The organism is Peribacillus sp. NPDC096448 (genome assembly GCF_044762675.1).
Taxonomy (GTDB): Bacteria; Bacillota; Bacilli; order Bacillales; family DSM-1321; genus Peribacillus; species Peribacillus frigoritolerans_B.
In genome coordinates, this window is the sequence record NZ_JBIWEU010000013.1 from 60,612 (window position 1) to 86,176 (window position 25,565).

22 protein-coding genes are annotated in these 25,565 nt (G+C 42.0%); 3 read left to right on the forward strand and 19 right to left on the reverse strand.

All coding sequences use genetic code 11. The features are described 5' to 3' along the window. Positions 1–12 precede the first annotated feature (12 nt). The 16 genes from ACIQ0C_RS20730 to ACIQ0C_RS20805 form a co-directional block, all read right to left on the reverse strand. The gene (locus tag ACIQ0C_RS20730) at positions 13–1,077 is read right to left on the reverse strand and encodes a sulfate/molybdate ABC transporter ATP-binding protein (RefSeq protein ID WP_403063408.1); all 1,065 of its coding nucleotides are present in this window, start codon (positions 1,075–1,077) and stop codon (positions 13–15) included. Positions 1,078–1,087: 10 nt separating this feature from the next. Then, a complete protein-coding gene (gene cysW, locus ACIQ0C_RS20735) occupies positions 1,088–1,969 on the reverse strand; it encodes a sulfate ABC transporter permease subunit CysW (protein WP_403063411.1) in 882 nt (293 codons plus the stop codon). 10 nt (positions 1,970–1,979) lie between these two features. Next, positions 1,980–2,819, reverse strand: coding sequence for a sulfate ABC transporter permease subunit CysT (gene cysT, locus ACIQ0C_RS20740; RefSeq protein WP_403063414.1), 840 nt, complete (start codon positions 2,817–2,819; stop codon positions 1,980–1,982). A gap of 69 nt (positions 2,820–2,888) precedes the next feature. After that, on the reverse strand, positions 2,889–3,920 hold the full coding sequence (locus tag ACIQ0C_RS20745; RefSeq protein WP_403063417.1) for a sulfate ABC transporter substrate-binding protein: 1,032 nt from the start codon (positions 3,918–3,920) through the stop codon (positions 2,889–2,891). A gap of 268 nt (positions 3,921–4,188) precedes the next feature. Then, positions 4,189–4,842 (reverse strand): nicotinate (nicotinamide) nucleotide adenylyltransferase, encoded by a 654-nt coding sequence (gene nadD / locus ACIQ0C_RS20750; protein WP_403063420.1) that lies wholly within the window; start codon positions 4,840–4,842, stop codon positions 4,189–4,191. Between the two features lie 13 nt (positions 4,843–4,855). Next, positions 4,856–5,485 (reverse strand): arylformamidase, encoded by a 630-nt coding sequence (gene kynB, locus ACIQ0C_RS20755; RefSeq protein ID WP_403063423.1) that lies wholly within the window; start codon positions 5,483–5,485, stop codon positions 4,856–4,858. A 23-nt stretch (positions 5,486–5,508) separates the two neighbouring features. Then, complete coding sequence (kynA, locus tag ACIQ0C_RS20760) at positions 5,509–6,354, reverse strand: tryptophan 2,3-dioxygenase (RefSeq protein WP_403063426.1); 846 nt, start codon at positions 6,352–6,354, stop codon at positions 5,509–5,511. 17 nt (positions 6,355–6,371) lie between these two features. Then, a complete protein-coding gene (locus ACIQ0C_RS20765; protein ID WP_403063429.1) occupies positions 6,372–7,721 on the reverse strand; it encodes an amino acid permease in 1,350 nt (449 codons plus the stop codon). Positions 7,722–7,735: 14 nt separating this feature from the next. Continuing rightward, entirely contained in the window at positions 7,736–9,022 is a 1,287-nt protein-coding gene (gene kynU / locus ACIQ0C_RS20770; protein ID WP_403063548.1) for a kynureninase, read from the reverse strand. Between the two features lie 32 nt (positions 9,023–9,054). Further along, on the reverse strand, positions 9,055–10,569 hold the full coding sequence (locus ACIQ0C_RS20775; protein ID WP_403063431.1) for a carboxylesterase/lipase family protein: 1,515 nt from the start codon (positions 10,567–10,569) through the stop codon (positions 9,055–9,057). 245 nt (positions 10,570–10,814) lie between these two features. Continuing rightward, positions 10,815–11,228, reverse strand: coding sequence for a MerR family transcriptional regulator (locus ACIQ0C_RS20780; protein WP_252280239.1), 414 nt, complete (start codon positions 11,226–11,228; stop codon positions 10,815–10,817). An 84-nt stretch (positions 11,229–11,312) separates the two neighbouring features. After that, complete coding sequence (locus ACIQ0C_RS20785; RefSeq protein WP_403063551.1) at positions 11,313–12,953, reverse strand: SulP family inorganic anion transporter; 1,641 nt, start codon at positions 12,951–12,953, stop codon at positions 11,313–11,315. Positions 12,954–13,709: 756 nt separating this feature from the next. Continuing rightward, complete coding sequence (locus ACIQ0C_RS20790; protein WP_403063434.1) at positions 13,710–15,119, reverse strand: GH1 family beta-glucosidase; 1,410 nt, start codon at positions 15,117–15,119, stop codon at positions 13,710–13,712. Positions 15,120–15,411: 292 nt separating this feature from the next. Next, positions 15,412–16,536 (reverse strand): NADH-dependent flavin oxidoreductase, encoded by a 1,125-nt coding sequence (locus ACIQ0C_RS20795; protein WP_403063437.1) that lies wholly within the window; start codon positions 16,534–16,536, stop codon positions 15,412–15,414. Positions 16,537–16,557: 21 nt separating this feature from the next. Further along, positions 16,558–16,866: an iron-sulfur cluster assembly accessory protein gene (locus ACIQ0C_RS20800; protein ID WP_230303648.1), complete on the reverse strand. Its 309-nt coding sequence runs from the start codon at positions 16,864–16,866 to the stop codon at positions 16,558–16,560. A gap of 81 nt (positions 16,867–16,947) precedes the next feature. Continuing rightward, positions 16,948–17,946 (reverse strand): Gfo/Idh/MocA family protein, encoded by a 999-nt coding sequence (locus tag ACIQ0C_RS20805; RefSeq protein ID WP_403063554.1) that lies wholly within the window; start codon positions 17,944–17,946, stop codon positions 16,948–16,950. Between the two features lie 205 nt (positions 17,947–18,151). On the opposite strand from ACIQ0C_RS20805, the gene ACIQ0C_RS20810 reads away from it, so the two are divergent. Next, complete coding sequence (locus tag ACIQ0C_RS20810) at positions 18,152–18,937, forward strand: SDR family oxidoreductase (protein WP_403063440.1); 786 nt, start codon at positions 18,152–18,154, stop codon at positions 18,935–18,937. Between the two features lie 51 nt (positions 18,938–18,988). On the opposite strand, the gene ACIQ0C_RS20815 is transcribed toward ACIQ0C_RS20810, so the two are convergent. Further along, on the reverse strand, positions 18,989–20,221 hold the full coding sequence (locus ACIQ0C_RS20815) for a multidrug effflux MFS transporter (RefSeq protein WP_403063443.1): 1,233 nt from the start codon (positions 20,219–20,221) through the stop codon (positions 18,989–18,991). A 366-nt stretch (positions 20,222–20,587) separates the two neighbouring features. Further along, on the reverse strand, positions 20,588–21,565 hold the full coding sequence (locus ACIQ0C_RS20820) for a 2-hydroxyacid dehydrogenase (protein WP_403063446.1): 978 nt from the start codon (positions 21,563–21,565) through the stop codon (positions 20,588–20,590). Positions 21,566–21,895: 330 nt separating this feature from the next. On the opposite strand from ACIQ0C_RS20820, the gene ACIQ0C_RS20825 reads away from it, so the two are divergent. Both ACIQ0C_RS20825 and ACIQ0C_RS20830 read left to right on the forward strand, forming a co-directional pair. Further along, complete coding sequence (locus ACIQ0C_RS20825) at positions 21,896–22,861, forward strand: MBL fold metallo-hydrolase (RefSeq protein ID WP_403063449.1); 966 nt, start codon at positions 21,896–21,898, stop codon at positions 22,859–22,861. A 239-nt stretch (positions 22,862–23,100) separates the two neighbouring features. After that, positions 23,101–24,297, forward strand: a complete 1,197-nt coding sequence (locus tag ACIQ0C_RS20830; RefSeq protein ID WP_403063452.1) for a M14 family zinc carboxypeptidase — start codon at positions 23,101–23,103, stop codon at positions 24,295–24,297. Positions 24,298–24,450: 153 nt separating this feature from the next. Here the strand turns inward: ACIQ0C_RS20830 and ACIQ0C_RS20835 are convergent, their stop codons facing one another. After that, positions 24,451–25,422, reverse strand: a complete 972-nt coding sequence (locus ACIQ0C_RS20835) for a TRM11 family SAM-dependent methyltransferase (RefSeq protein ID WP_403063455.1) — start codon at positions 25,420–25,422, stop codon at positions 24,451–24,453. Positions 25,423–25,565 lie beyond the last annotated feature (143 nt).

A 25,565-nucleotide genomic window follows, 5' to 3' on the forward strand; every position in this document is an offset into this window, starting at 1 on the left:
TTCGACCCATCCTTAAATTCCAGCCATAAAGTCGACAAAAACTTTCAATTCTTTTGGTCGGACGAATACCCTTTCCCCTTTGCTTATTTCCAGATTCAAATATTGTTCTTTCATCAGTTCGATTTCCAGCGGTTCGTTTGTATCCTGCCGAATGACTTCTATCCGGACGATGGGGCCAATTGTGTGGATGTGCTCAATTATGGATGCGATTGAATCCTTTTCCGATGGTTCTCTTTCTATAATAAAGTTATGATTCCTTACATAACCAGTACCCGCTCCATCTTCACTGCCCGGGGCACTCATTTCTGCATTGCCAGTAACCAATTTCCCTTTATGCACGTTGCCCTTGAATAGATTGACACTGCCTAGAAAATCAAAGACAAAGGGATTTTCGGGGTGATCATATACTTCTTCCGGAGTTCCAATCTGTTCAATTTTCCCTTCATTCATGATTACGACCCGATCAGCAACATCCATCGCCTCTTCTTGATCATGAGTCACGAACACACTCGTAACATTGAATTCGTCGTGAAGCCTTCTTAGCCAACGCCGGAGTTCTTTGCGAACCTTGGCATCCAATGCCCCGAATGGTTCATCAAGCAAAAGGATATTCGGTTCAACCGCAAGTGCCCTTGCCAATGCGACACGCTGGCGCTGGCCGCCTGATAATTGGGATGGATAACGATCTTTATATCCTTCCAACTTGACGAGCTGAAGCAATTCGGTAACCTTTTGTGCAATAACATCTTTACTTGGCCTTGTTTTTCTGGGGCGGACCTTTAATCCATAGGCGATATTATCAAAAATGGTCATATTGCGAAAAAGGGCATAATGCTGAAAGACGAAACCCACATTTCGATCTTTTACATGCATATGCGTATAATTCTCTTCATTGAAGAGGATTTTTCCGTTCTCCGCCTGTTCAAGACCCGCGATGATACGCAGTAATGATGTTTTTCCCGATCCGGAAGGGCCAAGAAGGGCTACGAGTTCACCGCTCTTTATTTCCAGATTGATGTTTTGGAGTGCTTGATAGGACCCGTAATATTTTGTAACATTTTCTATGATGATACTCATTTCATTCCTCCTAACTTGCTTTGGTCGTTTTAAAGTCTGTTTTCCATTCTATGAAACTTTTAATGATCAAGGTTATGATTGCAAAGATTGACATTAGGGATGCAACGGCAAATGCAGCCGAAAATTGATATTCATTGTATAAGATTTCAATATGAAGCGGCATCGTATTGGTCATGCCCCGTATATGGCCCGATACGACCGATACAGCTCCAAACTCCCCGATTATTCTTGCATTGCAAAGGATGACTCCATATAGAAGTCCCCATTTTATATTGGGAAGCGTCACATACCAAAATGTCTTAAACCCTCCCGCACCGAGCGTGAGTGAGGCCTCTTCTTCAGACGTCCCCTGACTTTGCATGAGCGGGATCAATTCGCGTGCAATGAATGGGAAGGTAATGAAAATGGAGGCGATGACAATCCCTGGTATTGAAAAGATCACTTTAATGTCAAGGGATTGCAGCAGTGGACCAAGTGTTCCATGTAAGCCGAACAGAAGGACAAAAATCAACCCGGCAATGACGGGTGAAACGGAAAAAGGCAAATCTATCAATGTTATTAAGAAGTTTTTTCCCTTGAAATCATATTTTGTTATGGTCCACGCAGCAACCACTCCAAATATGGCATTGAGTGGCAAGGTGATGAGGACAACGATCAATGTTAACTTAATCGCAGCCACGGCATCAGGATGGGCAATGGCCGCAAAATAAGCTTCGGCACCTTTTTCAAAGGCTTTTACAAAGATTGCGATTAATGGAACAACTAAAAACAAAGTGAGAAATAGCAATACAACGGAAATGAGGATCCACTGTATGGATTTAGGCTCTTTAGTTGCGTTTCTCGTAATAATGACTGGGTGATTCGCTTTTGCAACCACTGATTTATCTTCCATCATATCCCTCCTACTTCCCTGAATATCTTTTACCGGTCCACCATTGTAAGATATTGATGGTGAACAAAATGATAAATGTAATAATGAGCATGACGGCTGCAACAGCTGTTGCACCTTCATAATCATACTGTTCAAGCTTTGTCATGATGATCAGCGGGGAAATCTCCGTTTTAAACGGCATATTTCCGGCAATGAAGACAACGGATCCATACTCTCCAAGTGCCCTCGCAAAAGAAAGTGCAAAACCCGTCAATATCGCTGGAATCAATTCCGGGAAGATGATTTTAATGAATGTCTGCATTCGATTCGCCCCTAAAGAGGCTGATGCTTCTTCCATCCCTTTTTCGATATTTTCAAGCACCGGTTGAACCATCCGTACCACGAATGGCAGACCGATAAATATAAGGGCGATGATGATCCCTGCGGGAGTGAAAGCGATTTTAAAGCTGAAAAATTGCCCGATCCATCCATTCGGTGAATACAAGGTGGTCAACGTAATCCCTGCCACGGCAGTCGGGAGGGCAAAAGGCAAATCAACCAGTCCGTCGATGATCCTTTTGCCGGGAAACTCATAACGGGTAAGCACCCAGGCAATTAACACACCAAAAACTGCGTTAACAAAGGCCGCAGATAACGCTGTCAAGAAACTCAATTTATAAGAAGCGAGAACCCTCGGTTCAGTTATGGTCGCCCAAAAATCTTGGAAGCCCATTGAAAATGTGTTTAAAAAAACCATCGATAACGGGATCAAAACGATGATGGTGAGATACAGCAGCGTAAAACCCATCGTCAATCCAAAACCGGGTATGGTCCTCTTTTTCGTCTGTTTACCTTCAGTCACTATATTCATCGCTTCGCCTCAACCCTTTTTCCGATTTATGAAGGAGAAGATGTTAAAGCCACACCTTCTCCTCCATGCTTATTGCTGTTGATAAATCTCGTCAAATGTGCCACCATCATTAAAATGTGTTTCCTGGGCTTTTTTCCAACCGCCAAATGCATCATCAACAGTCACCATATCGATATTGGCAAATTGGTCTCCATATTCAGTGAGAACCTTCTCATCCCTTGGACGATAGAAGTTTTTCGCGGCAATTTCCTGACCGGCATCCGTATACAGATATTCCAGGTAGGCTTCGGCCACTTCCTTTGTTCCTTTTTTCTCGACCACTTCATCGATAACGGCTACTGGTGGCTCTGCTAATATACTGATTGAAGGGTTGACGATTTCATATTTGTCATCACCGAATTCTTCCAGTGTTAAATAGGCTTCATTCTCCCAAGCGATCAGCACGTCACCAATTCCCCTTTCCACAAAAGTGGTCGTTGCACCGCGGGCCCCTGAATCCAGAACTTCAACATTCTGATAAAGTTTTTTCATGAAATCCTTCACTTTTGTTTCGTCATTGTCGAAATTTTTCTCCGCATAAGCCCATGCAGCCAGGTAATTCCACCTTGCCCCTCCGCTTGTCTTTGGGTTTGGCGTAATGACAGATACATCCTTTTTAGTCAGATCATCCCAATCTTTAATGCCTTTAGGGTTATCTTTTTTCACCAAAAACACAATCGTTGATGTATATGGTGTCGAGTTCTCCGGTAAACGTTTTTGCCAATCCTCCGCTAATAGGTTACTAGCTTCATAAATGGCATCAATATCATAAGCCAATGCCAATGTAACGACATCCGCCTCCAATCCGTCAATGACAGCCCTGCCCTGTTTACCAGATCCGCCATGTGATTGTTGAATCGTTACATCCTGGCCTGATTCTTCTTTCCAGTGCTTCACGAACGCTTCATTGAATTCCTGGTACAATTCCCTTGTCGGATCGTATGACACATTCAAAAGCTCTACTGACTTCGATGTCCCGTCCCCCTTCGTTTTTTCCGAGTTGCATCCAGCAAGTACACCGAAGGCTAAAATCAAACTTGTCAATAACATCAACTTTTTCATGAGCTTCCCCCTTTTTTTTACAGCAAAAAAGGCATTCTATTTCCCTTCATTTATTTTTCGGGAGATAGTATGCCTTCAGTTCTCTGATCAGCAAGTATTTTGATTTTTGTATATCATTACCATAAAACAAAGTTCACCAAGTTGTCAACTAGGTATTGCATGTCCCTTTAATTAAATTCATTCATGTTTTGCAGGTTGAAAAATTCCCTAAATGAGAAGGGCTCGATCCACCAGGGAGATCGAGCCCTTTTTAATACCTGGCCAACACTTATGGATTTGATGATTTTTGATACAGCTTATTTTCCACGATATACCGATAACACTGATCAGGCAGTAAATATCGTGGTTCCCCGCCCATTGCGAATTCATCCCTTATATATGTAGAACTGATTTCCATGGAAAGGCCTTTATCAATAAGGTGAAATGTATTGCCATCATCATAATTCCTTAGCAATGGACTTTTGGATATGATTTTCAGCATATCGATTCCATCCCGTGCCATGACGATGAATTTATGATTGGCAATCAATTTTTCCCTGAATTTCCATCGTAAATGTACCGGCAACTCCTGATTATCAATATCTTCAAGTAAATCTGCACCCATTATGAAGTAAACTTCATCTTTTGGAAATTGTGATTTAAAATATTCCATCGTATACCAAGTATATTGTTTACTCATTCCGGCACGTTCATTAATTTCATAATCACTGACTTCGAATAACGGGTTGCCCCCTATTGCCAGCTTGAGCATTTCCCAACGATGTTCATTGCTCGTTTTCATCTGTTTATCGATACGGCCATTTGCGCAAGGCAGGAAAAACACCTTGTCCAGCTTAGCACGATGCGCAATGGTGGATGCTGTCCATAAATGCACATTCGTGACCGGATCGAAGGAAGATCCATAAACCCCAATTTTCCCCATCCTTTTATCCCCCTCATAAGCCTTTCTTTTTCACCACGGCCCTGACCGGGCTCCCGTCCCCTGCTTCCAATGCCAGCGGCAATGCAGCCAAATCGTACAGCCCAGGCTCCAGTCCATCAAGGACCAGCCCTTCGAGGATATGAATTCCACAGCCTGACAGTTTATTGTGGGCAGGCAATTCTTTGCTGTCAAGACAGTCGACTGAAGGTAAATCAAGCCCAAGGAGCCTAACCCCTTTATTTGCAAGGAAGGGAGCTAAATCTGGTTCAACCGCTGGAATCCATTCCGGAAAACGGCTAAGGTCCTTCCATTGACCTGTTGCCACCAGCAACCGCCGGACCCCTGTCAAGTCGATGCCTTCAAAAGCTTTAATGCCAATGCTTTCAGCTGCATCCACCTTTACTACGGTAGCAGTGCCAATATATAAATCAAGATCAAGTTCGATGATTTTTTTTCCATTGTCATCAAAATGATAGGGAGCATCAATATGAGTTCCTAAATGTGTACTCATCCGGATTTCCCCTACATTGACGGAAGACCCTTCAGCCATTGATGAATTCAGCCGATATGAATATTGCGTATCTCCTGGCCAATATGGCGTATTTTCATTTAGAAGCTGAGAAATATCCAACCATTGATTCATGTGTTCACCCCTCCAGTCAAAGCTTACAGTTTGGTCCTTAATGTCCAAAGCTCAGGAAAAAATGGCTGTTCGACCACTTTCTTCAGATAACTTACACCGGACGATCCGCCAGTTCCCTTTTTATGACCGATGATCCGTTCTACGGTGCTCATATGATTGAATCTCCAGAATTGTTGTTGACTTCCAATATCAACGAGTTTTTCGGCCAGCTCATACAAATCCCAGTAGTTATGCACATCACGGTAAACGGTTAGCCACGCGCTTTCAACACTTGCATTTTCCTGATAAATTACAGACCAATCCCTGTTCAATACCGGTTGGTCAATGGGAAGCCCCCTTGCAGCCAAAGCCCCTATAGCCGCATCATAAATACTAGGTTTATTCAAGGCCGCGATCATCGACTCATGAAGCTCGGGCTGATGACGGAAAACGGCCAATATTTGCGAATTCTTTTGACCCATCGCAAATTCTATCAACCTGTTCTGAAATGATTGAAGCCCTGAAGAGTTTCCTAGTTTCTCCCGGAATTCCATATAATCGGATGGCGTCAAGGTCGAAAGCACATTCCAGGATTGAACTAGTTGCTGTTGGATCCTGGCCACTCTGGATAGCATCTTAAAGGAAGGCTCCAAATGTCCTGCCACAATATGATCAGTTGCTGCAGTCAATTCATGGAGGATCAATTTCATCCATAATTCACTTGTTTGGTGAATGATGATGAACAGCATTTCATCGTGATGGCCGGAAAGCCGATGCTGACTTGATAATATTTGATTTAAATGCAGGTAGTCCCCATAGGACATATCTTTTTTAAAATCAGTTACCATACTTTCTTCCAAACGATGTTCATCTCTTGGACCCTTATCCATACTATCCCTCTTTCCCTTTACTTTCTTTTGATTTTCGACATCAATAAATAAACGATGCAAAGAAAGATCAGCCAAGGAACCCCGAACTGGAGTACGATTTTAAATGGGCCAGTGAACCAGGTGGAAACCGTCAAAGCAAACAAAAGAAATGCACCAAGAATCGTTAGATATGGAAATCCATACATTTTAACCGGTAATTTGCGGCCCCCTGATTTCTCCCACCTCTTCCTGAAATATAAATGGGAAATGAACACCATGAACCAGGTTAAAATGGCTCCGAACATCGATATCCCCATCATGAATGCATATGAAGTATCCGGAAGCAGGACCTTTACTCCTGCAGCAAGAAATATTCCTAAAGTGGATATGAGAAGGGCCCTTACCGGGACACCTTTCCTGCTCACTTTTTGAAATAGGGCAGGAGCCTGCCGTTGCTCGGATAATGAAAATATCATTCTGGTGGAGGCATATAATTGACTATTCATTGCAGATAAAGCAGCGGTTAAAATAATGAAATTCATTATCCCCGATGCCCCGGGAACATTCAGGGTTTCCATTACCTTAACAAATGGGCTCTTATCAATACCCGCAGATTGCCAGGGAACAATGATCAACATGATCCCGATAGTCAGTACATAAAAAGTGGCAAGCCTAAAGACAGTTGCCTTCAAAGCTTTGGGTACGGCTATATCCGGGTCCTTTGCTTCTCCCGCCGTCACCGCTATCAATTCAGTTCCCAAAAAGCTGAAGAGCGAAATGAATATGGCGACCCAGAGCCCCCAAAATCCGAAAGGCATAAAACCTCCATCATTGGCATAGTTCTCTACACCGATCCCGCTTGAAGGTTCGGCGCCAATTACCACATAGGCGCCCAGTAGAATGAATATGACAATGGCACTTATCTTGATCATTGAAAATACATACTCAAAATTCCCAAATGTATTGACACTCGTCGCATTTACATAGATTAGCAGTGCAGCAAAAAGAAAAATCCAAATGCTTCCAGGCACAGCCGGGAACCAATATTTCATATAAACAGCGATGGCACTCACTTCGACACCAATGGCAAGAACATTCGCTATCCAATATGAATACCTCACAACAAAACCCGCAAATGGACTTATATATTTTTCAGCAATGGTTCCAAAGGATCCCGATGTTGGATAGGCCACAGTCATTTCCGCCAAACAGCCCATCAGCAGAAGGACAATGAATGCACCTATTGCATAGCTGATAAGTACACTTGGACCTGCCGTTGAAATCGCAAGGCCGCTGCCCAAAAATAATCCGGTGCCAATTGCACATCCCATGGCTATCATGGTGATTTGATTCGATGATAATTCACGATGCAGCTTATTTTTCTCCATATGTTGCTCCCATTCTAGGCAATGATTCCCCTTTTATTTTCATAGTTTTCATATAATCTGCCGTCCATGATTTTCTTAAGCACCTTTACAGTTTCATAGACTTCCTGAAAAGAGGTATAAAGAGCGACAGGTGCTAAACGAATCATATCCGGTTCACGATAATCGGGGATGATGGCTTCTTGTTTCAATGCTTTACATATTCTCGCAGCTTCTGGATGTTCAAGGATGATATGACCGCCCCTTTTTGCTTCATGCCTTGGGCTCCCAATTTCAAATCCATATCCCATTAATTCCGATTGTATTAAATCCATAAGATATTGAGTCAGCCTCAAGGACTTCTTCCGAATGTGTTCTATCCCCGCTTCCGCAAACATTTCAAGCGAGCCTAATAGGGGAGCCATGCTTAATATATGGGGAGTTCCAATCTGGAAGGCACCTGCCGAATTTGCCTGGGTAAAGGTATGTTCCATATCGAACTGCTTATCTTTCCGCGAACCAAACCATCCAGCCAACCCAGGCTTCCTTGCGAAATGCTTACGATTCACGTATAACCCCGCTACACATCCTGGTCCGCCATTCAAATGCTTATAATTACACCAAAACGCGAAATCCACTTCCCAGTTGTCAAACAAATGCGGGATGACACCCACAGAATGACAGGCATCGAATCCCACCATGATTCCACGTGCATGCGCTTCCTTCGTTAACCTCTCCATATCAAGTATCTGACCGCTTCGATATAAAACCGTCGGAAGTACAATCATCGCTATATCCTCGTTCATCTCTGCAATGATGTCATCTTCTTCAAGGAATTTACCATCTCTGCTTTTCACCTGAACCAAGTGTGCCGAAGGATCAAGCCCATGCAATCGGAGCTGGCTTTGAAGTGCATAGATATCACTCGGGAAGGTTAGTTCATCCGCCAAAATCTTATTCCTGCCAGCTCTCGGTTCAAAAAAAGTGGCCGCAAGCTGATGCAGATTAGCTGTAGTCGACCCTCCCATTATCACTTCATCCGCCAAAGCACCTACCAGCGGGGCACTCAATTCACCCAATCTCTCAGAAAAGTAAAACCAGGGCTCGGCACCCTCCGTCCAGCCATCGATTCCATACTTTTTCCAATCTTCCAATGACTTCATTAAACTTTTCTCAGCCCGCTTCGATAAAAGTCCCAATGAGTTGCCATCCATATAAATCATCCCGGGGTTCAAATAGAACTCCTCTCTGTAAGAAACTAATGGATCTTCCTGATCCAAAGTTTTCGCATACTCTTTCGTTGACATGAAATTATTGATATCCATGTTCTCCCCGCTTCCTTCCAATCCACTATTCTTCACTTGTAAATCCCTACCCCTTCCCATGCCAACCTTATCATTCTGTCAGGATCTTTTTCAATATAATCCTTTTTATCAAAAATCATTGTGTAGTGGTTGGTTTCATCATATTTCGGCCAAATTTCACCTTCCGGGGGATTCGGGTTTCCATATTTCGCAAAGTTGACCCAATGGCCCTGCATTCTATGGGAAACCTTTAGGGCAGCTGACCTTGAACCATATGAAACAATCCGTTTCCCAAATGCCGAGTCGAAAGTCTGGAAAGCAAAAGGGATTTCCATTCCATGCGTCGCTCCTAATTTACTTATGCGCATTGCCGCCGTTTTATAATCAAAACGATACATCCATGTTTTTTCAAAGCGGCTGTATGCCTCCGCATACCAAACCGAGGGAATATGGAAAGTCGCATCACGGCCAATGCCAAGTACAGCTTCCTTTTCTGGATAGTTTGTATAAGCATTCGTAATTCGCTCTTCCGCCTCCGGATCAGTATTTTCGAACATTTTATGAATCATCGCCGTATTAGTTGGGATTAACGGGGGTTCCATCTGATCGAATAATGTTGCTTCGTCCCGATTTGTTCCTATAAGCAAGGATATTCCCTTTGCTTTTCCGGATCGAATCGATTCTAGTGGATAATCGGGCAGGAAGTCACCATCTACGACTGGTCCAAATGATAGTGAGCCTGGCATGGCTTGTGAGTTTTCCCGTAAGAGTCGGTGGGAGGCAGCGACAATCTCTTGAACTGGAAGTGTTTTTAACCGGTGGATTTCACCCTTTCCAATGCCCAATATTTCAAGGAACCTTTCACTGAATTGACGCGCAAATCCTTTTCCATAAACAGATGTCGGAGCAGGACTTTCTGCAATGGCCTGTTTAAATAGACCTCTCGCTGAAGGCACAGTTAGTAAAGTCGTCACCGCATTACCACCAGCTGATTCACCAAATATCGTAACATTATCAGGGTCGCCCCCAAAAGCTTCTATATTTTCTTTAACCCATTTCAAAGACGCAACTTGATCACGTAAACCTAAATTGTTTTCAAATATTTCCCCTTCATCTGCCAACTCGGTAAAATCCAGATATCCCAGTGCCCCCAGCCTATAGTTGATGCTTACTACGACTACATCTCCATTTTTAGCCAGTAAGCGCCCATTGTACATATCAAGGGATCCAGCTCCCGTTATATATGCTCCTCCAGGAATCCACACCATTACCGGGCGTTTTTTATCATCAGCCCTAGGCGACCAAATATTCAGGAACAAGCAATCCTCATCCATTTTTTCATTTCCGCTCATTCCCGTTCTTACCGCCCGATCCGTCGGCTGCGGGGGAACGGGACCAAAATCCACCGCATCCATGACACCGCTCCAATTATCAACTGGCTCCGGAGAACGGAAACGCAGACCATCAATCGGCGCTTTCGCATACCTGACTCCACGCCAAACGCATATATCGTTTTCCATAGTACCTTGAAGATGTCCTTTTACCGTCGTAACTATCGATCCAATCATTCCCATTCACCTCTTCATATAATAGTAGATATGTAAGTTCTTCTTTTTCCATTCCCTTATATCCTTCATCCTTGTCGAAAAAAGATCTATAGAGTCAGTTCATCCAAAATAAAGTACCGCTATCGTATATAAAGCTCAGGTAATCACCAGGAATTTGAATTGTTATTTTAAATAATGGTTTTCAACTACCAGTTCAACAAAAAAAGACCCAATCAGGTCTCTTTTTGTTGAAATCGGCAAAAATCTTAGGCGAGCATGGCAAGGATACTCAATAAAGAGCTGCCCCGAACTGAAAGCTGCTGTGCAGCATATGTTAATTGCTGTTCATCGAGCTGTTCCAATAAGGGCTTTAATTCCAGCAATTCATTCTCCAGTCCTTTAAGGTCTGTAGATAGCTTGTCCACCATCAAGAGCACTTGCTCAGAATCAACAGTGGTTTCAGACAAGACTTGTAAACGTTCCTTGATTTCAGTCAAAGGCATATTCTGTTCTTTATACCGATTAATCATTTGAAGACGATTTAAAGCATCTTCTGTGTAATACCGATATCTTGACCCAGTTTTTTCATAGTTCAGCATTCCTAATTGTGTGTAATAGTCAATGGTTCTTCTCGAAACATTCGCAAGTTCAGCAAGCTGGCCAATCCGATATACATTCACCCAGATAGTCACCTTCTTTAAAAAATCTACTGTTAACGATACTATAACACATCTATCCAAAAAGGTGACTTCAAGATGAAACTATTAGACTACTTTATCCGAATTGCCCTTCAACTGCTTCTTGGCAAAATACAGGGCATCTTCCTTCGATTTAAAAAAGTGCTGTTTTTCTATTTTATGATACAACCCAGTGCTGAGTAACAATTCCTTTGGTTGCTGCTGAATTCCGGAAATGATCAATTTCCCCTTATATTTTCCGATCCGATTAACGATCGCCAATAGTGCAGCCTCTGCTGAAGTGTCCATATATGTTACCCGGCGCATGCTTAATACCAACACTTTCGTCTTATTATCCAAGTTCGCCAATATCGATGACTCCAGGACGTCTATCGAACCAAAGAAGAGAGGCCCTTCCAAGTTATACACATTGATCTTTGAATCCGAATTATCAATTGGAACAATCTCGGCAATCTCATGACTTCTTTCCCTAACCTTTAACGAGTGGCTCATTTTTGCAATGAAGGTGATGAATGCAATCAATAAGCCGATTCCCACTCCCATGATTAAATCAGTGAAGACAGTGATGAGGAAGGTAACTAGCAAAACCGCAGAATCCGCCGTCTTCGTTTTCAATACATGAGCGAATTCCTTTCTTTCACTCATATTCCAGGCAACAAACATCAATATGGGCGCCATGCTAGCCAAAGGTATATGCGCTGCATATGGAGAAAGCACCAGTAAAACCAGTAAAACGACAATTCCGTGAATGACTCCGGACATCGGGGAGACTGCCCCGCTTTTTATATTGGTAGCTGTCCTGGCAATGGCACCTGTTGCAGGTATCCCGCCGAAGAATGGGGTCGCGATGTTCGCGATTCCTTGCCCAACCAACTCCTTATTACTATCATGCTTGGTTCCTCCCATGTTATCGGCCACGGTAGCGGATAACAATGACTCGACACCGCCTAACAAGGCAATTGTAAAAGCGACGGGAAGGAGTGTGATAATGACTTCCACTGAAAGCTCCGGAACTTGAAATTCCGGAAAACCTCTTGGAATCGCTCCATACGTGGAACCTATCGTAGCCACCTTATCGGGAAATAAAACGTAAGCTGCCACTGTTGATATTAGCAGACCCAGAAGCGGTCCTGGCACTCGCGGCAGAAGCCTGGGTGCCAACAGTATGACGACCAAACATATTATCGCAACGATCACACTATATAGATTGATCGTATCTGCTTTAATCACCAGTTCCTTCATGTTATCCATGAACGCTTCATGTTTTTCCACTTTCATGCCAAAGAAGTTGGCAATTTGTCCTGAAAAGATTATTATCGCAATTCCTGTTGTAAATCCAATGATGACGGGACGGGGAATGAACTTCATCAAATTGCCTAACTTAAGAAGACCCATCAAGACTAACATCATCCCGGCTAAAAACCCGGCAATAAGCAGACTTTCATACCCATATTGCATAACGATTCCAAATAATAAAGGAACAAACGCCCCGGTCGGCCCTCCAATTTGAAACTTGGAGCCACCCAAAATCGATATGAGAATACCAGCGATGATGGTCGTATATAACCCGTATATCGGTTCGACGCCTGAAGCAATTGCAAAAGCCAACCCTAAAGGAATGGCTACAACACCTACGACCAATCCTGCCGTTACGTCCTTTTGAAAACCCTTCATGTTATATCCTTGAAATCTAGAATCTTTTATCATCTTTTTCAAACTCACATCCTTAGTCGTTTTTTAAGATTGGAATCTAGCATCATCACGAAAAATGACATTCTTTCATTGTAGAGGGAATTACTTGATCGAAATTAATCTAAATATTGTGGTTTTTTCAACGGGACAAGCCATGCGGGGGACTTTTCAAAACTAAGAAATAATCGTCATATATAATCTCCTTTTGTAAGGTTATTTGACATGGTCTCTACCACGCTTCAACATTATACAGTAAAACGTAAAACTGTACATTGTTAGTAATGTTAACATTTGTTTACAACTTTTTTCATATTTTTACATTTACATTACAATCCGGGACCATATTTCCAGTCTGGTTAATTTGAAGCCGGAGATTCAGACTACGAATCAGGAGGTTTGAACTTTGGACTAATTCCCCATATCAGAAAACTTGATTAATGGGACCAATGGAAAAGCATGTTTTGAGAAAGATTGCTCAAAACATGCTCTGCCTAAACACAAAACCACTTGATTAAAATAAAGAGGGTTTCTATCTAAAGTTAGTTGATTGGAACGGAAGGTGCGAGACTCCTGCGGGAAAAGCGCGTCTAGGGGAGACCCCGCAGGCGCAAGCCGAGGGCGGACCGTCCGCGGAAAGCGAGTGCCTGTAGTCGAAATCAACGTCCAAAATCTAAAAATCAATAAAAATCCGCAGACATACTCGATTTTCATTGAGTTTGTCTACGGTCTGACAAAAACTTTTGATTAAAATAAAAGAGGGTTTCTCTCAGTTTACAGCTCTACTCCTCTCGTCTCGATAATATGCTTATACCAATGAAACGACAGTTTTTTTTTCCGGTTTAACTGATCATGATGATCCACGTAAATGAATCCATATTGCTTTTTATACCCGTTTAACCAACTTAATAGATCAATGACAGACCATGCGTAATACCCTTTTAAATGGATGCCTTCTTTGATTGCACGTTTAATCACTTTTAAATGTTCCTCAATATACTTAATACGGGGAACATCCACTATTTCACCATCGATGATCGGGTCCTCATCACCAAGTCCATTTTCTGTAACATACATTTTAATATCACCATAACGCTCTTTTAACATATGCAGCCCATCTAAAAATCCTTGAGGTGAAATTTCCCAGCCCCATTTTGTATAGGTTTTATCTTCCATTTTTACGGTCCGATAATAGCCATCAAAAGACGGGTTCCCTGGAGCCAGGGTAGATGTTTCTCTTGAATGCTCCATGTTTGAAACCGCTTCCAGGTTTTTTCCCACGCGAATGGGTTGGTAATAATTGAGTCCAATAAAATCATTTTTGTCCGCATTTCTTTTTAGCGTATCCAGTTCTTCTTCGGTCCAACTTGGTGTCCAGCCTCTCTCATTTAATTGCTCAACCACATAAGACGGATATTCACCTTTCAAAATTGGGTCATAATACCAAAAAGTTTCATATTCATTGGCATGTCGAGCAGCTAATACATTCTCATGTTTGTCATCTATACTGTAAGCTGGCAGGAAAACATGGGTAATTCCTATTTCACCGTAATGATTAAGTGCCTTATATACCTCCACCGCTTTGGCATGTGCATAAAAAACATAATGTGTCGCTTGAAAGTACTTATTTTCATCGTTCTGGATTCCAGGCGGATGCGCCCCTTTTAAATAGCCCAAACCGCAAAACATAACCGTTTCATTAAACGTGATCCAATGTTTGACACGGTCTCCGAATGCGCGAAAACAAATCCCCGCATACTTGACGAATGCTTCAGCTGTTCGCTTATTCGTCCATCCCCCATCTTGTTCAAGCGTTAAAGGCAAATCCCAATGATACAGAGTAACAAAAGGAACAATCCCATATTTTAAGCATTCATTAATAACATTATTATAAAATTCCAAGCCTTTTTCATTGATTTCCCCGTCACCTGTTGGCAAAATACGTGCCCATGAAATGGAAAACCGATATGATTCAAGTCCCATCTCTGCCATCAATTTAATATCCTCTTTGTAACGATGATAATGGTCTATCGCTACATCCCCATTTGTACCTTCAAATGTTTTCCCCGGAATCTTTGAAAAGACATCCCAGTTTGTTATACCTTTACCATCTTCATCCCATGCCCCTTCTATTTGAAAAGAAGCAGAAGCTGCTCCGAATAAAAAATCGTGTGGAAACTTCATTATAAACCCTCCGTTTTTTCATACCTGCTTATTAAATTGATAATAATATATTTTATTTATCGGTACAAATATTTTTGATTATATTGCTTTCATTCATATTTGCATAAACTTTAAACATAAAAGATAGTATTTACTATGATGGAATGAATAAATCAAGATAAAATAAAAGACGAATCAATCTCCCTTTTTTAGCAAAGGATGAATGACTTACATCTAGTTGTTAGTTTCATATGAACACATTAAAAACCCGTCCACCTTTGGAGGACGGGTACATAATATTCAAGATGTCGGCTCATCTTTCCACAACCGGGAGCCAACCTTTTATCCCAATCAACTTTTCCCAAAGCGGATCTGGAATGACCAGTTCTTCCTGATCTTTTTTTGAGAGGGTAGTCCGTATTTCCGCTTCTTTTCCAGACCTGATTTTTTCTATCCAATGCGGTTCCATAAGAAGTTCACGGCCAAGGGCGATAAAAGGGACACCCGTTTCCATGGCTTCTGCAACTTCATCGGGTGTATGCAGTGAACCTACACCGACCACCGGGATACGATTACCTACTTTATCGTAAATTTTAACGATGCGCGACTTTGTCCTATCACTCTCACGGAATGAGCCATTCCAGAAGTGACCTACCGATATATGTAGATAATCAAGGTTTTGATTCGCTAATCTATCAACGAATTGGATCGTATCATCTAAAGTGATTCCAGGATTGCTGCCTTCTTCAGGAGAAAGGCGGTAGCCGATGATAAACGGCTTTTCCGCATGCTCGGCAACCGTTCTCTCGACTTCATTCACAATGGTAAGCGGGAAAATCAATCGTTTTCCCAGTGTTCCACCCCAGTTATCCGTACGACGGTTCGAGTGTGGCGAGAAGAATTGTTGCAGCAAGTAAGTATTGGCACCATGGATTTCCACACCATCGAATCCTGCTTCGATGGCCCTTCTTGTTGCTTCGCCAAATGCCTTAATAACGTCTTGTATTTCATCTTCACTCATTTCCCTCGGTACAGGGGCTTCCTCGCTGGAAGGAATGGCACTTGCAGAAACAGGTTGGTTATCAGGCAATAATTCAGGCGGACTTTGTCGTCCTCCATGATATATTTGCAGGATCGCTTTTGACCCGTTGGACTGAATCGTTTCAGCTAGTTTTCTCAAGGATGGGAAAAAGAAATCGTCATCTGCGCTAAGTTGGCCTGGGAATCCCTTGCCACCAGCAGATACATAGGCACATGCCGTGACCACCGCACCTACACCAGCCGAGCGCTCAGCGTAATAGGCCAGTTCATCATCGGTTACAACGCCTTGGTCATCCGAAGAGTAAGTGGTCATAGGAGCCATCATGATACGATTTTTCACTTCTACCCCTGATGGAAATATATATGGTTGAAAGATCTTTTCGTATTTTTGATTCATGCCAATCCTCCCCCTTTACTATTAGTGGTGATGATGTCCATGCGGTTCTTTAGAAGGATTCGTGATTTCAAAGCCTTCTTCAGGTACATAAAAATATTTAATCCAGACACCATCCAGAAATTCTTCACGTGAATCAAGCAAAATATCGATATCTTTATCTGTTTTGACGATTTCATCATGTTCTGCCGGTGTATCAAGCTTCATGTCATAATGGGCATGATCGCCATGCATATGGGTGATATATACACGAATCATTTTCCCTTCGGCTTCTTCAGTGCTCAGCATTTTTTGTAAGACCTTTGCTGCATTGCGATTTATTTTGCACTTCATGTCCATTCCCCCAACAAAAAAATTATCCCTGTACTGAATTCTACCCAATTAAGGGTTATCAGTAACATCCATTTTCACCCTTCATGATTGGCCTTGTCCACGGTCTGAAGGAAAGACGACGCCGATTTGCTTTCTTGCTTCATCCATGATTTCCATAGTCAACAGTGAATTCGAATATGAATTAATATCGGATTCCATTTTCCCCTGCTGTATCAAATCAACAAATTCTTTTGCTTCATAATACATGGTAGGCATATCCTGTTTAACAGAAATATTTTCAGTGGTTCCATCCCGATACTGGATATCCACCGCTTGCGGTCCTGAAATTTTCTGAATGATGATGCTTCCACGTTCACCTTGAATTTCCGATGGCAAATTGGATTCAGTAATCTTGGAAAACATGACGACTGCCTCCATTTCATCATAGGAAAGCAGAATCGTACCCTGCCCATCAACTCCTGATTCGAGCATCGTTCCTGTTGCCTGTACCTTATTCGGTTTACCGAACAGTACTACAAGTGGATAGAGGACGTAAATGCCTAGATCCATTAAAGAGCCACTGGAGAATTCAGGATTGAATGCATTCAGCACAGTTCCTTGTTTATATGAATCATAACGTGATGAATATTGGCAAAAGCTTCCCGAGAAACGCCTTATCTTCCCGATTTTATCCAGATTGCCCTTTATACTTTCGAAATTCGGCATGATGGTCGATTTCATCGCTTCCATCAATAGCACATCATTTTGTTTTGCAGCTTCAATCATTTCCATTACTTCTGCCGCATTCGAGGCCATTGGTTTTTCACATAATACATGTTTCTTATTTTGTAAAAATAACACGGCTTGCCTGCAATGGTGAGAGTTAGGGCTTGCTATGTACACAGCGTCGATTTCATCGCTGCTGGCCATTGCTTCTAAATTCGTAAAAGTCGTATGTACTTCGTATTTATTGGCAAATTCCTTGGCTTTCTCCTCTGTACGGGAATACACGGCGGATAACGAAAAACCCTCTACATGCTTTGCAGCCTCCAAAAATCTTTCCGTGATCCAATTTGTACCTATTACCCCTAATCTTATCAACATCCTATCCCCTTTCAAGCGAACTTAATCATGTCCTCAATATACAGACATTTCACTGAAAAACAAAGTATAATGAACACTCGCAATTGTTTAAATTGGATTTTTCAGGCAATATTCGTTTATAATTTTTCTATATTACAACTGCCATGATGTTTCTACATACTCCCAAATGGGAAAGAAAACTTAAAAGGAGCGTGTGAAGTGTATGACAGAATTAATGAAAAACAAAGTTGCCATCATTACCGGCGGAGGATCAGGAATTGGCCGGGGTGCCGCACTGAAACTAGCTGAAAACGGCGCGAACATCATCTTTTTTGACCGTACAATCGAAAATGCCGAAAAAGTGAAGGAAGAAGTGAAGAACCTTGGTCGAGAGGCTTTAATCATTAAAACGGATGTTTCCAAGGCAGAGCAAGTTGAACATGCCTACAAAACGGCCTATGAACATTTTGGGAAAATTGATTTTGTATTCGCAAACGCAGGCATCAACGGAGTGATTGCCCCTATAGAAGACATAAAGCCAGAAGATTGGGATCAAACACATACCATCAACCTCAAAGGCACCTTTCTCACCATCAAATACGCCATTCCCTACATGAAGGAAACGGGTGGCAGCATCGTAATCAACAGCTCCATCAATGGAAACCGATATTTCAAGAATTTTGGTTTTTCCGCTTATAGTTCATCCAAAGCCGGTCAAGTCGCTTTCGGGAAAATGGCTGCACTCGAATTGGCAAGATATAAAATCAGGGTAAATACCATTTGTCCCGGCTCCATCGATACGAACATTGACGATAACACATTCCCGGAAGAAGAAAACCTTAAGAAAATAAGGATTCCCATTGAATATCCGCAAGGCTCCCAGCCCCTGGCGAGGAAAGCGGGGACTGCCGAACAAGCTGGCGATCTTGTATTGTTCCTAGCATCAGACATGTCCTCCCATGTTACGGGTACGGAAGTTTATATCGATGGTGCAGAATCACTATTATGATTCAAAAAGGCAAAAAGCTGAAATCCGCATCTGGATTTCAGCTTTTCCTTTTTAAGCAACTCGCCTTAACCCTCGACGGGCGAGGAGTAAATAAGCGCACATGGCTATGACATGACAACTTACCATCACAATTCCCATCGGCAAGGGTGACTCACCTGAACCTAATCCCACCAGGGGAGCCATTAGTGATCCTAATATGAAGGGAAGCAAGCCAATTAAAGCCGAAGCACTGCCTGCTGTTTTTTTCTGATTTTGCATCGCTAAAGAAAAACTCGTTGTACCGACAATACCGACGCTGGAAACGGAGAGGAATAAAGCGACCAAGATTCCTGCCAACCCCATTTCGAGAAGGACTGAGGCAAGAAGTAATATTCCACCAAACAAAGCTAGGCATAACCCCATTCGAAGCAGTCTTTCTTCTTTTACCTTTCCTGCCAGCTTCCCGGCAACTTGTGAAGCGATGATGATTCCAATTCCGTTTATTGCAAAAATCAGGCTGAAGGTCTGCGGGGAAACCCCATAAATGTTCTGGAGAACAAAAGGCGATCCGGAAATATAAGCGAACATTGCGGCACTTATGAATCCTTGTGCAAAAGCATAGCCCATAAACACACGATCCATCAATAAGTTCCCAAAAGTCCTGATAGTATCATTTACCCCACCGGCACTCCTGAGATTGGACGATAAAGTTTCCTTTATCCCAAAAAATGCAGCCGCAACCATAATGATACTTAATACTGAAATGACAATGAAAACTCCCCGCCAAGAAGTGAACTGCAAAAGTTGACCGCCAAAAACCGGAGCCAATATCGGTGCCGCCCCATTCACCAGCATTAACATGGAGAAGAACTTGGTCAAATCCGTTCCTGAAAAAAGGTCACGAACTATGGCCCTTGAAATGACAATGCCTCCCGCTCCCGCAATACCTTGGATAAAACGTAATAATAAAAGCAATTCAATGGTTGGAGCAAAAGCGCATAACAGAGATGAAATGCAATAAATGGATAAAGATATGATTAACGGTGACCGCCTTCCTTTTGCATCACTTAGTGGCCCTAAATAAATTTGGCCCAAAGCCAATCCTAACAAGCAGGCAGTCAAGCTTAGCTGCGCTAACGACGTACTGCTTTTCAGATCCGCTGCCAGTGTAGGGAGACCTGGTAAATACATATCAAGTGACAGTGGTCCGATCGCTGCAAAAGATCCCAGCATAAGAGCCATCAACAGCCTTTTGGATTTAGTCATTTCGTTGCCTGATGATAACGTTTCCTTCATTTCAATCATTAATACCCCTATCCCTTTCGACTAATTGTTTTTCCTAAATAAAACTCGACTTTCTTTATTTTACAAAAGATCCGAGCAATTTACGATAAGTATGCTTTACTTGAATTGGTTTCTTCCTTTCAGCACTCTGTTAAGCACATGTGCATCAAAACTTCGTAATGTTCTAAAAATGCCAAATCATATATCAGGAAATATCATTTAAGAATACTGCAAACCAAAGAAAAACTATTAAAGGTCCAACAATTCCCCATAAAAAAATGACCCCATTTCGGAGTCATTTCAGACTGTAGCCAAACTCAAAGAAAAATCAGAGAATAAAAATCCCACTATGTTCGGGATGAAACCATTCCGAACCCCTTTTTAACGTCATTTTGATTTATTCAACAATACTAAATTACGGGGAGTATCACCTGATAACCCCTCCATCAAGTTTTGTACAGCAAGAGCTGCCATTTTCAATCTAGTGGCAATGCTAGCACTCCCGATATGCGGTAATGTAACCACATTGGGCAATGTTAGCAGCGGGTGGTCCAGAGGGACGGGCTCTTCTTCGAATACATCCAATCCAGCCGCCCAAATCTCTCGATTTTCCAGCGCCTGGTACAACGCTTTTTCATCGATAATCCCGCCTCTTGCGGTATTTATGAGCACAGCCGTCCCTTTCATTAATGCAAGCTGCTCCTTGCCAATCATATAAGTCGTTTCCGGTGTGAGCGGCAGCATGACACTAATGAAATCCGAGATTTGGAGCAATTTTTCAAGGGGTTGATATTCGATTCCTAATTCTTTTTCCTGTTCATATTTACGGCTTCGATTAAAATAAACTAAGTTCATATCAAAGCCCTTAGCTCTTTTTGCAAGGGCTTCCCCAATCCTGCCTAATCCGATGATACCCAGCGTTGCACCATGTACATCTTGTCCGGTCAGCTGCATCGGCGACCATGTTTCCCACTTTCCACTCCTCAAATAATCTTCTGCCTCCATCATCCTTCTTGCCGTTGCAAGCAGTAACCCGAAGGTTAAATCAGCTGTCGTTTCCGTTAAAACCCCCGGTGTGTTCGTCACCATGATGCCCCGTTTTGTTGCGCTTTGAACATCAATATTATTATGGCCCACTGCCATATTCGCGATGATTTTCAGATTAGGAGCCTGTTCAATCAGTGACTCATCGATTTGTTCCGTCAATAAGCAAAGCAGCCCCTCGGCTTCTTTCATTTCTTCTACAAGGACTTCTCTAGGGACCGGAATATCCTCTTGCTCCCACATCCTGACATCATATTTCCGACTAACACCTTCGATGATTTGTTCTGGCAATTTCCTTGTAATATAAATTTTTGGCTTCAAACCATAACCTCCTATACCATTTCATTCAATAGATCGCATTCTTGCACCATTCGCCGCCTTCGGTTTTCATTACACATTAATTAAACTTAAAGAATATTGGCTAAATTACTGGCTTGTTTATTTAATTTTAAAATAAACTGGATAAATAGACCATCCATTTCCAATCAATCTTAGGTATTAAATTTCCCGATTACCTGGAAGCTTCCGCTTGACAGTTTCAGTTCATTCAACTAATCATAGAATAATAACCCTTTAAATCTATTCGTTCATTAGTAATATCGCAATTTTCCAGAAGAAGTTTATCTCGATTTAGGAGGATATGGGACGTTCATGAAAACGAATACAACATTTAAAATTTATCCAATTATAGCTCCCAGCGCTTTATCTTTAAAAAGTATAAACTTTTATTTAGTTAAACAGGATGAATCTTTAACATTAGTTGATGCAGGTATGAATGATGACGTTTGCTGGAATGCACTGCAGCAAACATTAAACGAAAATGGATTTACAGTTGGGGACATCACGGAAATTTTGTTAACCCATCACCATGGAGACCATGTTGGTTTGGTCAACAGGATTACTGACCTCCATCCGATTCCCGTTTATGCCCATTCTAAATCCATTCCCCGTTTAAAAAGGGACCCTGACTTCTTAAGTATGAGAATTGAATTTTATAAACAGCTATACCTTGAGATGGGCTGTGGTGAACTTGGAGATAAACAAGTGGCTTACCTATTCAACGCGGTCGATAATAATAAAGATCAAAAACTGAATGGTGACATCATCGTAATCACGGAAAAACAATGGCTGAATTTTGAAGTGATCGAATTTCCCGGTCATGCCCCGGATCAAATTGCTTTCCTTGACCAAGAAGGGAAACGGCTTCTTGCCGGTGATTTATTGATTGAACATATATCAAGCAATGCCTTGATCGAACCTGATGAACAAGGTAATAGAATGCTGACTCTTGTAGATCATATCGACTCATTAAATCGATGTTTAGCATTACAGGTGGATCTCCTCTTTCCTGGTCATGGTAACATCATTGAACAACCTGGTCATCTGATTGAAAAAAGACTCAAAAGCATAGAGAGGAAATCACAAAAAATCCTTGCCTTGATAGAAACCGGAATTTCTACCGGCAATGAACTGGCAAAGGAGTTTTACAAACAAAAGTATATAGCAGAATTCCCGCTCGTCATGTCAGAAATCATCGGCCATTTGGATTATTTAGAATATCAGGGGAAGGTCACTAAACGACTCGTTGAAAATGTAGTTCATTATCAAGCTAAATGATATCAAAAAATGCTGAAATTGATATAGTCCCCACTCATGTGGAAAGTGTAAAAGGATATTTGTAGATGATACACTCACACTTAATGGGGACTTTACTATGCCTAGAAAAAATATGTAATCACTTGAATCTGAAATACATAGGCCTAATTGGGTGTTTTAATCAAACGAACAGGAAAACGGGTAGAAAATGAAGAATGATTTATCTGAATATTAAATATTTTCAGAATAGGAGAATGAATGTGAAACGGAAATTTTTAAAGGTTTTAAGTTCAACAGTAGTGGCCGCAGCTTTACTTGGCCCAAATGCCAGCTTAGCTGAAAGAGGACCAAATCCGACAGGTGGAACCAATCTTTCTACCGAAGCATTCCTTAATTATGACGAACTGGTAAAAAATTTAAATCAACTTGAGCAAGCGAGTGCAGGAAAAATCAATGTAGAAGTGGCTGGAAAAACCAATCAGGGGCGTTCCATTCAAAAAGTGACTGTCGGTCATGGTGACAAAGTCGTTCTTATTCAAAGTGAAATTCATGGAAATGAGAAAACTGGAACTGTTGCGTTATTGAACATTCTTAAAAACCTTGGTCAAAGTAACTCACCTGAGGTAAAGAAAGTGCTTGATGAACTAACTATTGTTGCTATTCCAATGATGAACGTAGACGGCGCAGAGCTTGATCGTCGTGGAAATGAGATGACATGGTCTGAGGTTATAGGGAAATTCCCCCAACTTTCTAATGTGAAACCTACTTGGAACTATTATACTACTCCCAGATCGGGAGACGACTATGCCAGCAAACCGGGATTTGATGTTAATCGAGACTTTAATCCTGACCTAAACTATGTACCAAAGCCTCAAGACTTCCCGGGGGCATCTGAAAAGCCGGGCTGGTTTATTACACCCGAAGCGCAAACGTTGCGTGACACATATAAAGGGTTAAAATCGAAATTCGGGAATGTGGATGTTTTTATCGATCTTCATCACCAAGGGTTTCCATATATCGAAGGAACTGATGAGCGCGTAACTATGTCAATATCGGGAAAATTCGTTCCTAACCCAAGCACTCCAGAAGGGGCTAAGTATGCAGAGTATGCAGATAATTTTAAATATGATTTCTCCCGTCAGCTGACACTTAGTGCGTATGACGCACTGCAAGCAAAAGGGAATTCAGTTTTTACAAATATTTCATTATACGATCAATCTATCGACCTACCAGGAACTGCTTTAGGGACGTTTGCTTTAAACGGAAGTGGGACGGTTCTATTTGAGGTTAGTGGTCAAACACAAAACTTTGGGCAAAAAGAGAAAGGCCAGCTCGTAAAAACGGTTGAAACGGGGCTAATGGGTATTATCAATGGTGTAACAGATGGGTCGGTTCATAATCTTAATCCATCCGACTATGAAAAAATTCCTGAAAGTTCATCTACACCCGGAATCTAGTCAATTTTGAAACTTAATTGTAAAGGGGGCTGTCCGCCAACTGGCACCGGTTGAATATCGAAGCCAGTTGGCAGCACAGCCTTTTTTAGTTGTCTACTTGAAAGGGTAAGTCCATATCAATAAAAGGTTTCGGCCTTTTCTTGCTGATGAAACTTATACACACACTACAACCTCTCTGGAAAAAATGCCTTTCCTGGCCACACAGCGATCGGCAATCTCAAATCCTGCTTCTTCGATCATATGGTCCATCGTGTCGATCGATACGACGACGACTTTGTCAGCAAAGCCCCTGGCATGCTTAAGGATCGATAGCTGATCTTCCGGCGTCGCATGTGTATATAAATTATAAGGCATATCGATAATCGCGACATCATATTTACTGGTGACCTCCGAAATCGGACCTGTAGTTACATCACCTTCTAGTCCGAAATAGGCAATGTTCTCCCTGGAACCGTCGGTAACAAGCGGGTTGATATCACGGCCATCAATATTGATCCCCATCGACAGGGCTTCTACCAATACCGTTCCAATTCCGCAGCATGGATCAATTGCCTTCACTCCATCCGGATGCGGAACGGCAATATTGGCAATGGCCCTTGCCACTCTTGTGCTAAGCGCAGTTGAATATTCACGGGGCTTCTTCATATGTTTTAACCAAACCGCTTCAGGTTTGACATACTTCCCAAAATACCAACGTCCGCCAAGGGGCACGATTCCAAAGACCTGATCAGGATTACGTACATCGGCATTTCCCTGAATGTGCCACCCAATCTCCCGTTCAATTTCACGCTGTCCATCATAATCTATTTTTGATTCTTTATTCAAATCATTAATTTTTACGAATAATACTTTGAACGTCGAATCAGGCAAATGAATCCCCTTCACTTGCTCAACGATTTCGGATATGCTTTCCCCTTCAAACATGATGTCGACCCGCCCTTTTATAAAAGGGCTCCTGCTCGGTTCAATTGCTATATCACTTTTCAAAATATTCCCTGAAGTCTCAAAACCAAAGAACGAGCGCATCTCCATTTTAGATAATGAGCGTTCGTCAGGGCTGCACGTAAACGTATATATATATGCCGGTTTGCGGCTATGATTAGTCAATCCATTCCCATCCTTCATTACTTTAGATTATATCTTTCTATCAAACATAGCTGTAATAGTATAGAAAAGCAAATGGAATCGTACAGAAAAAAGCAGGAATGCTTTTTTTCAACATTCCTGCCACTATATTTTTCAATATTCCATCACTAAAGGAAGGGATT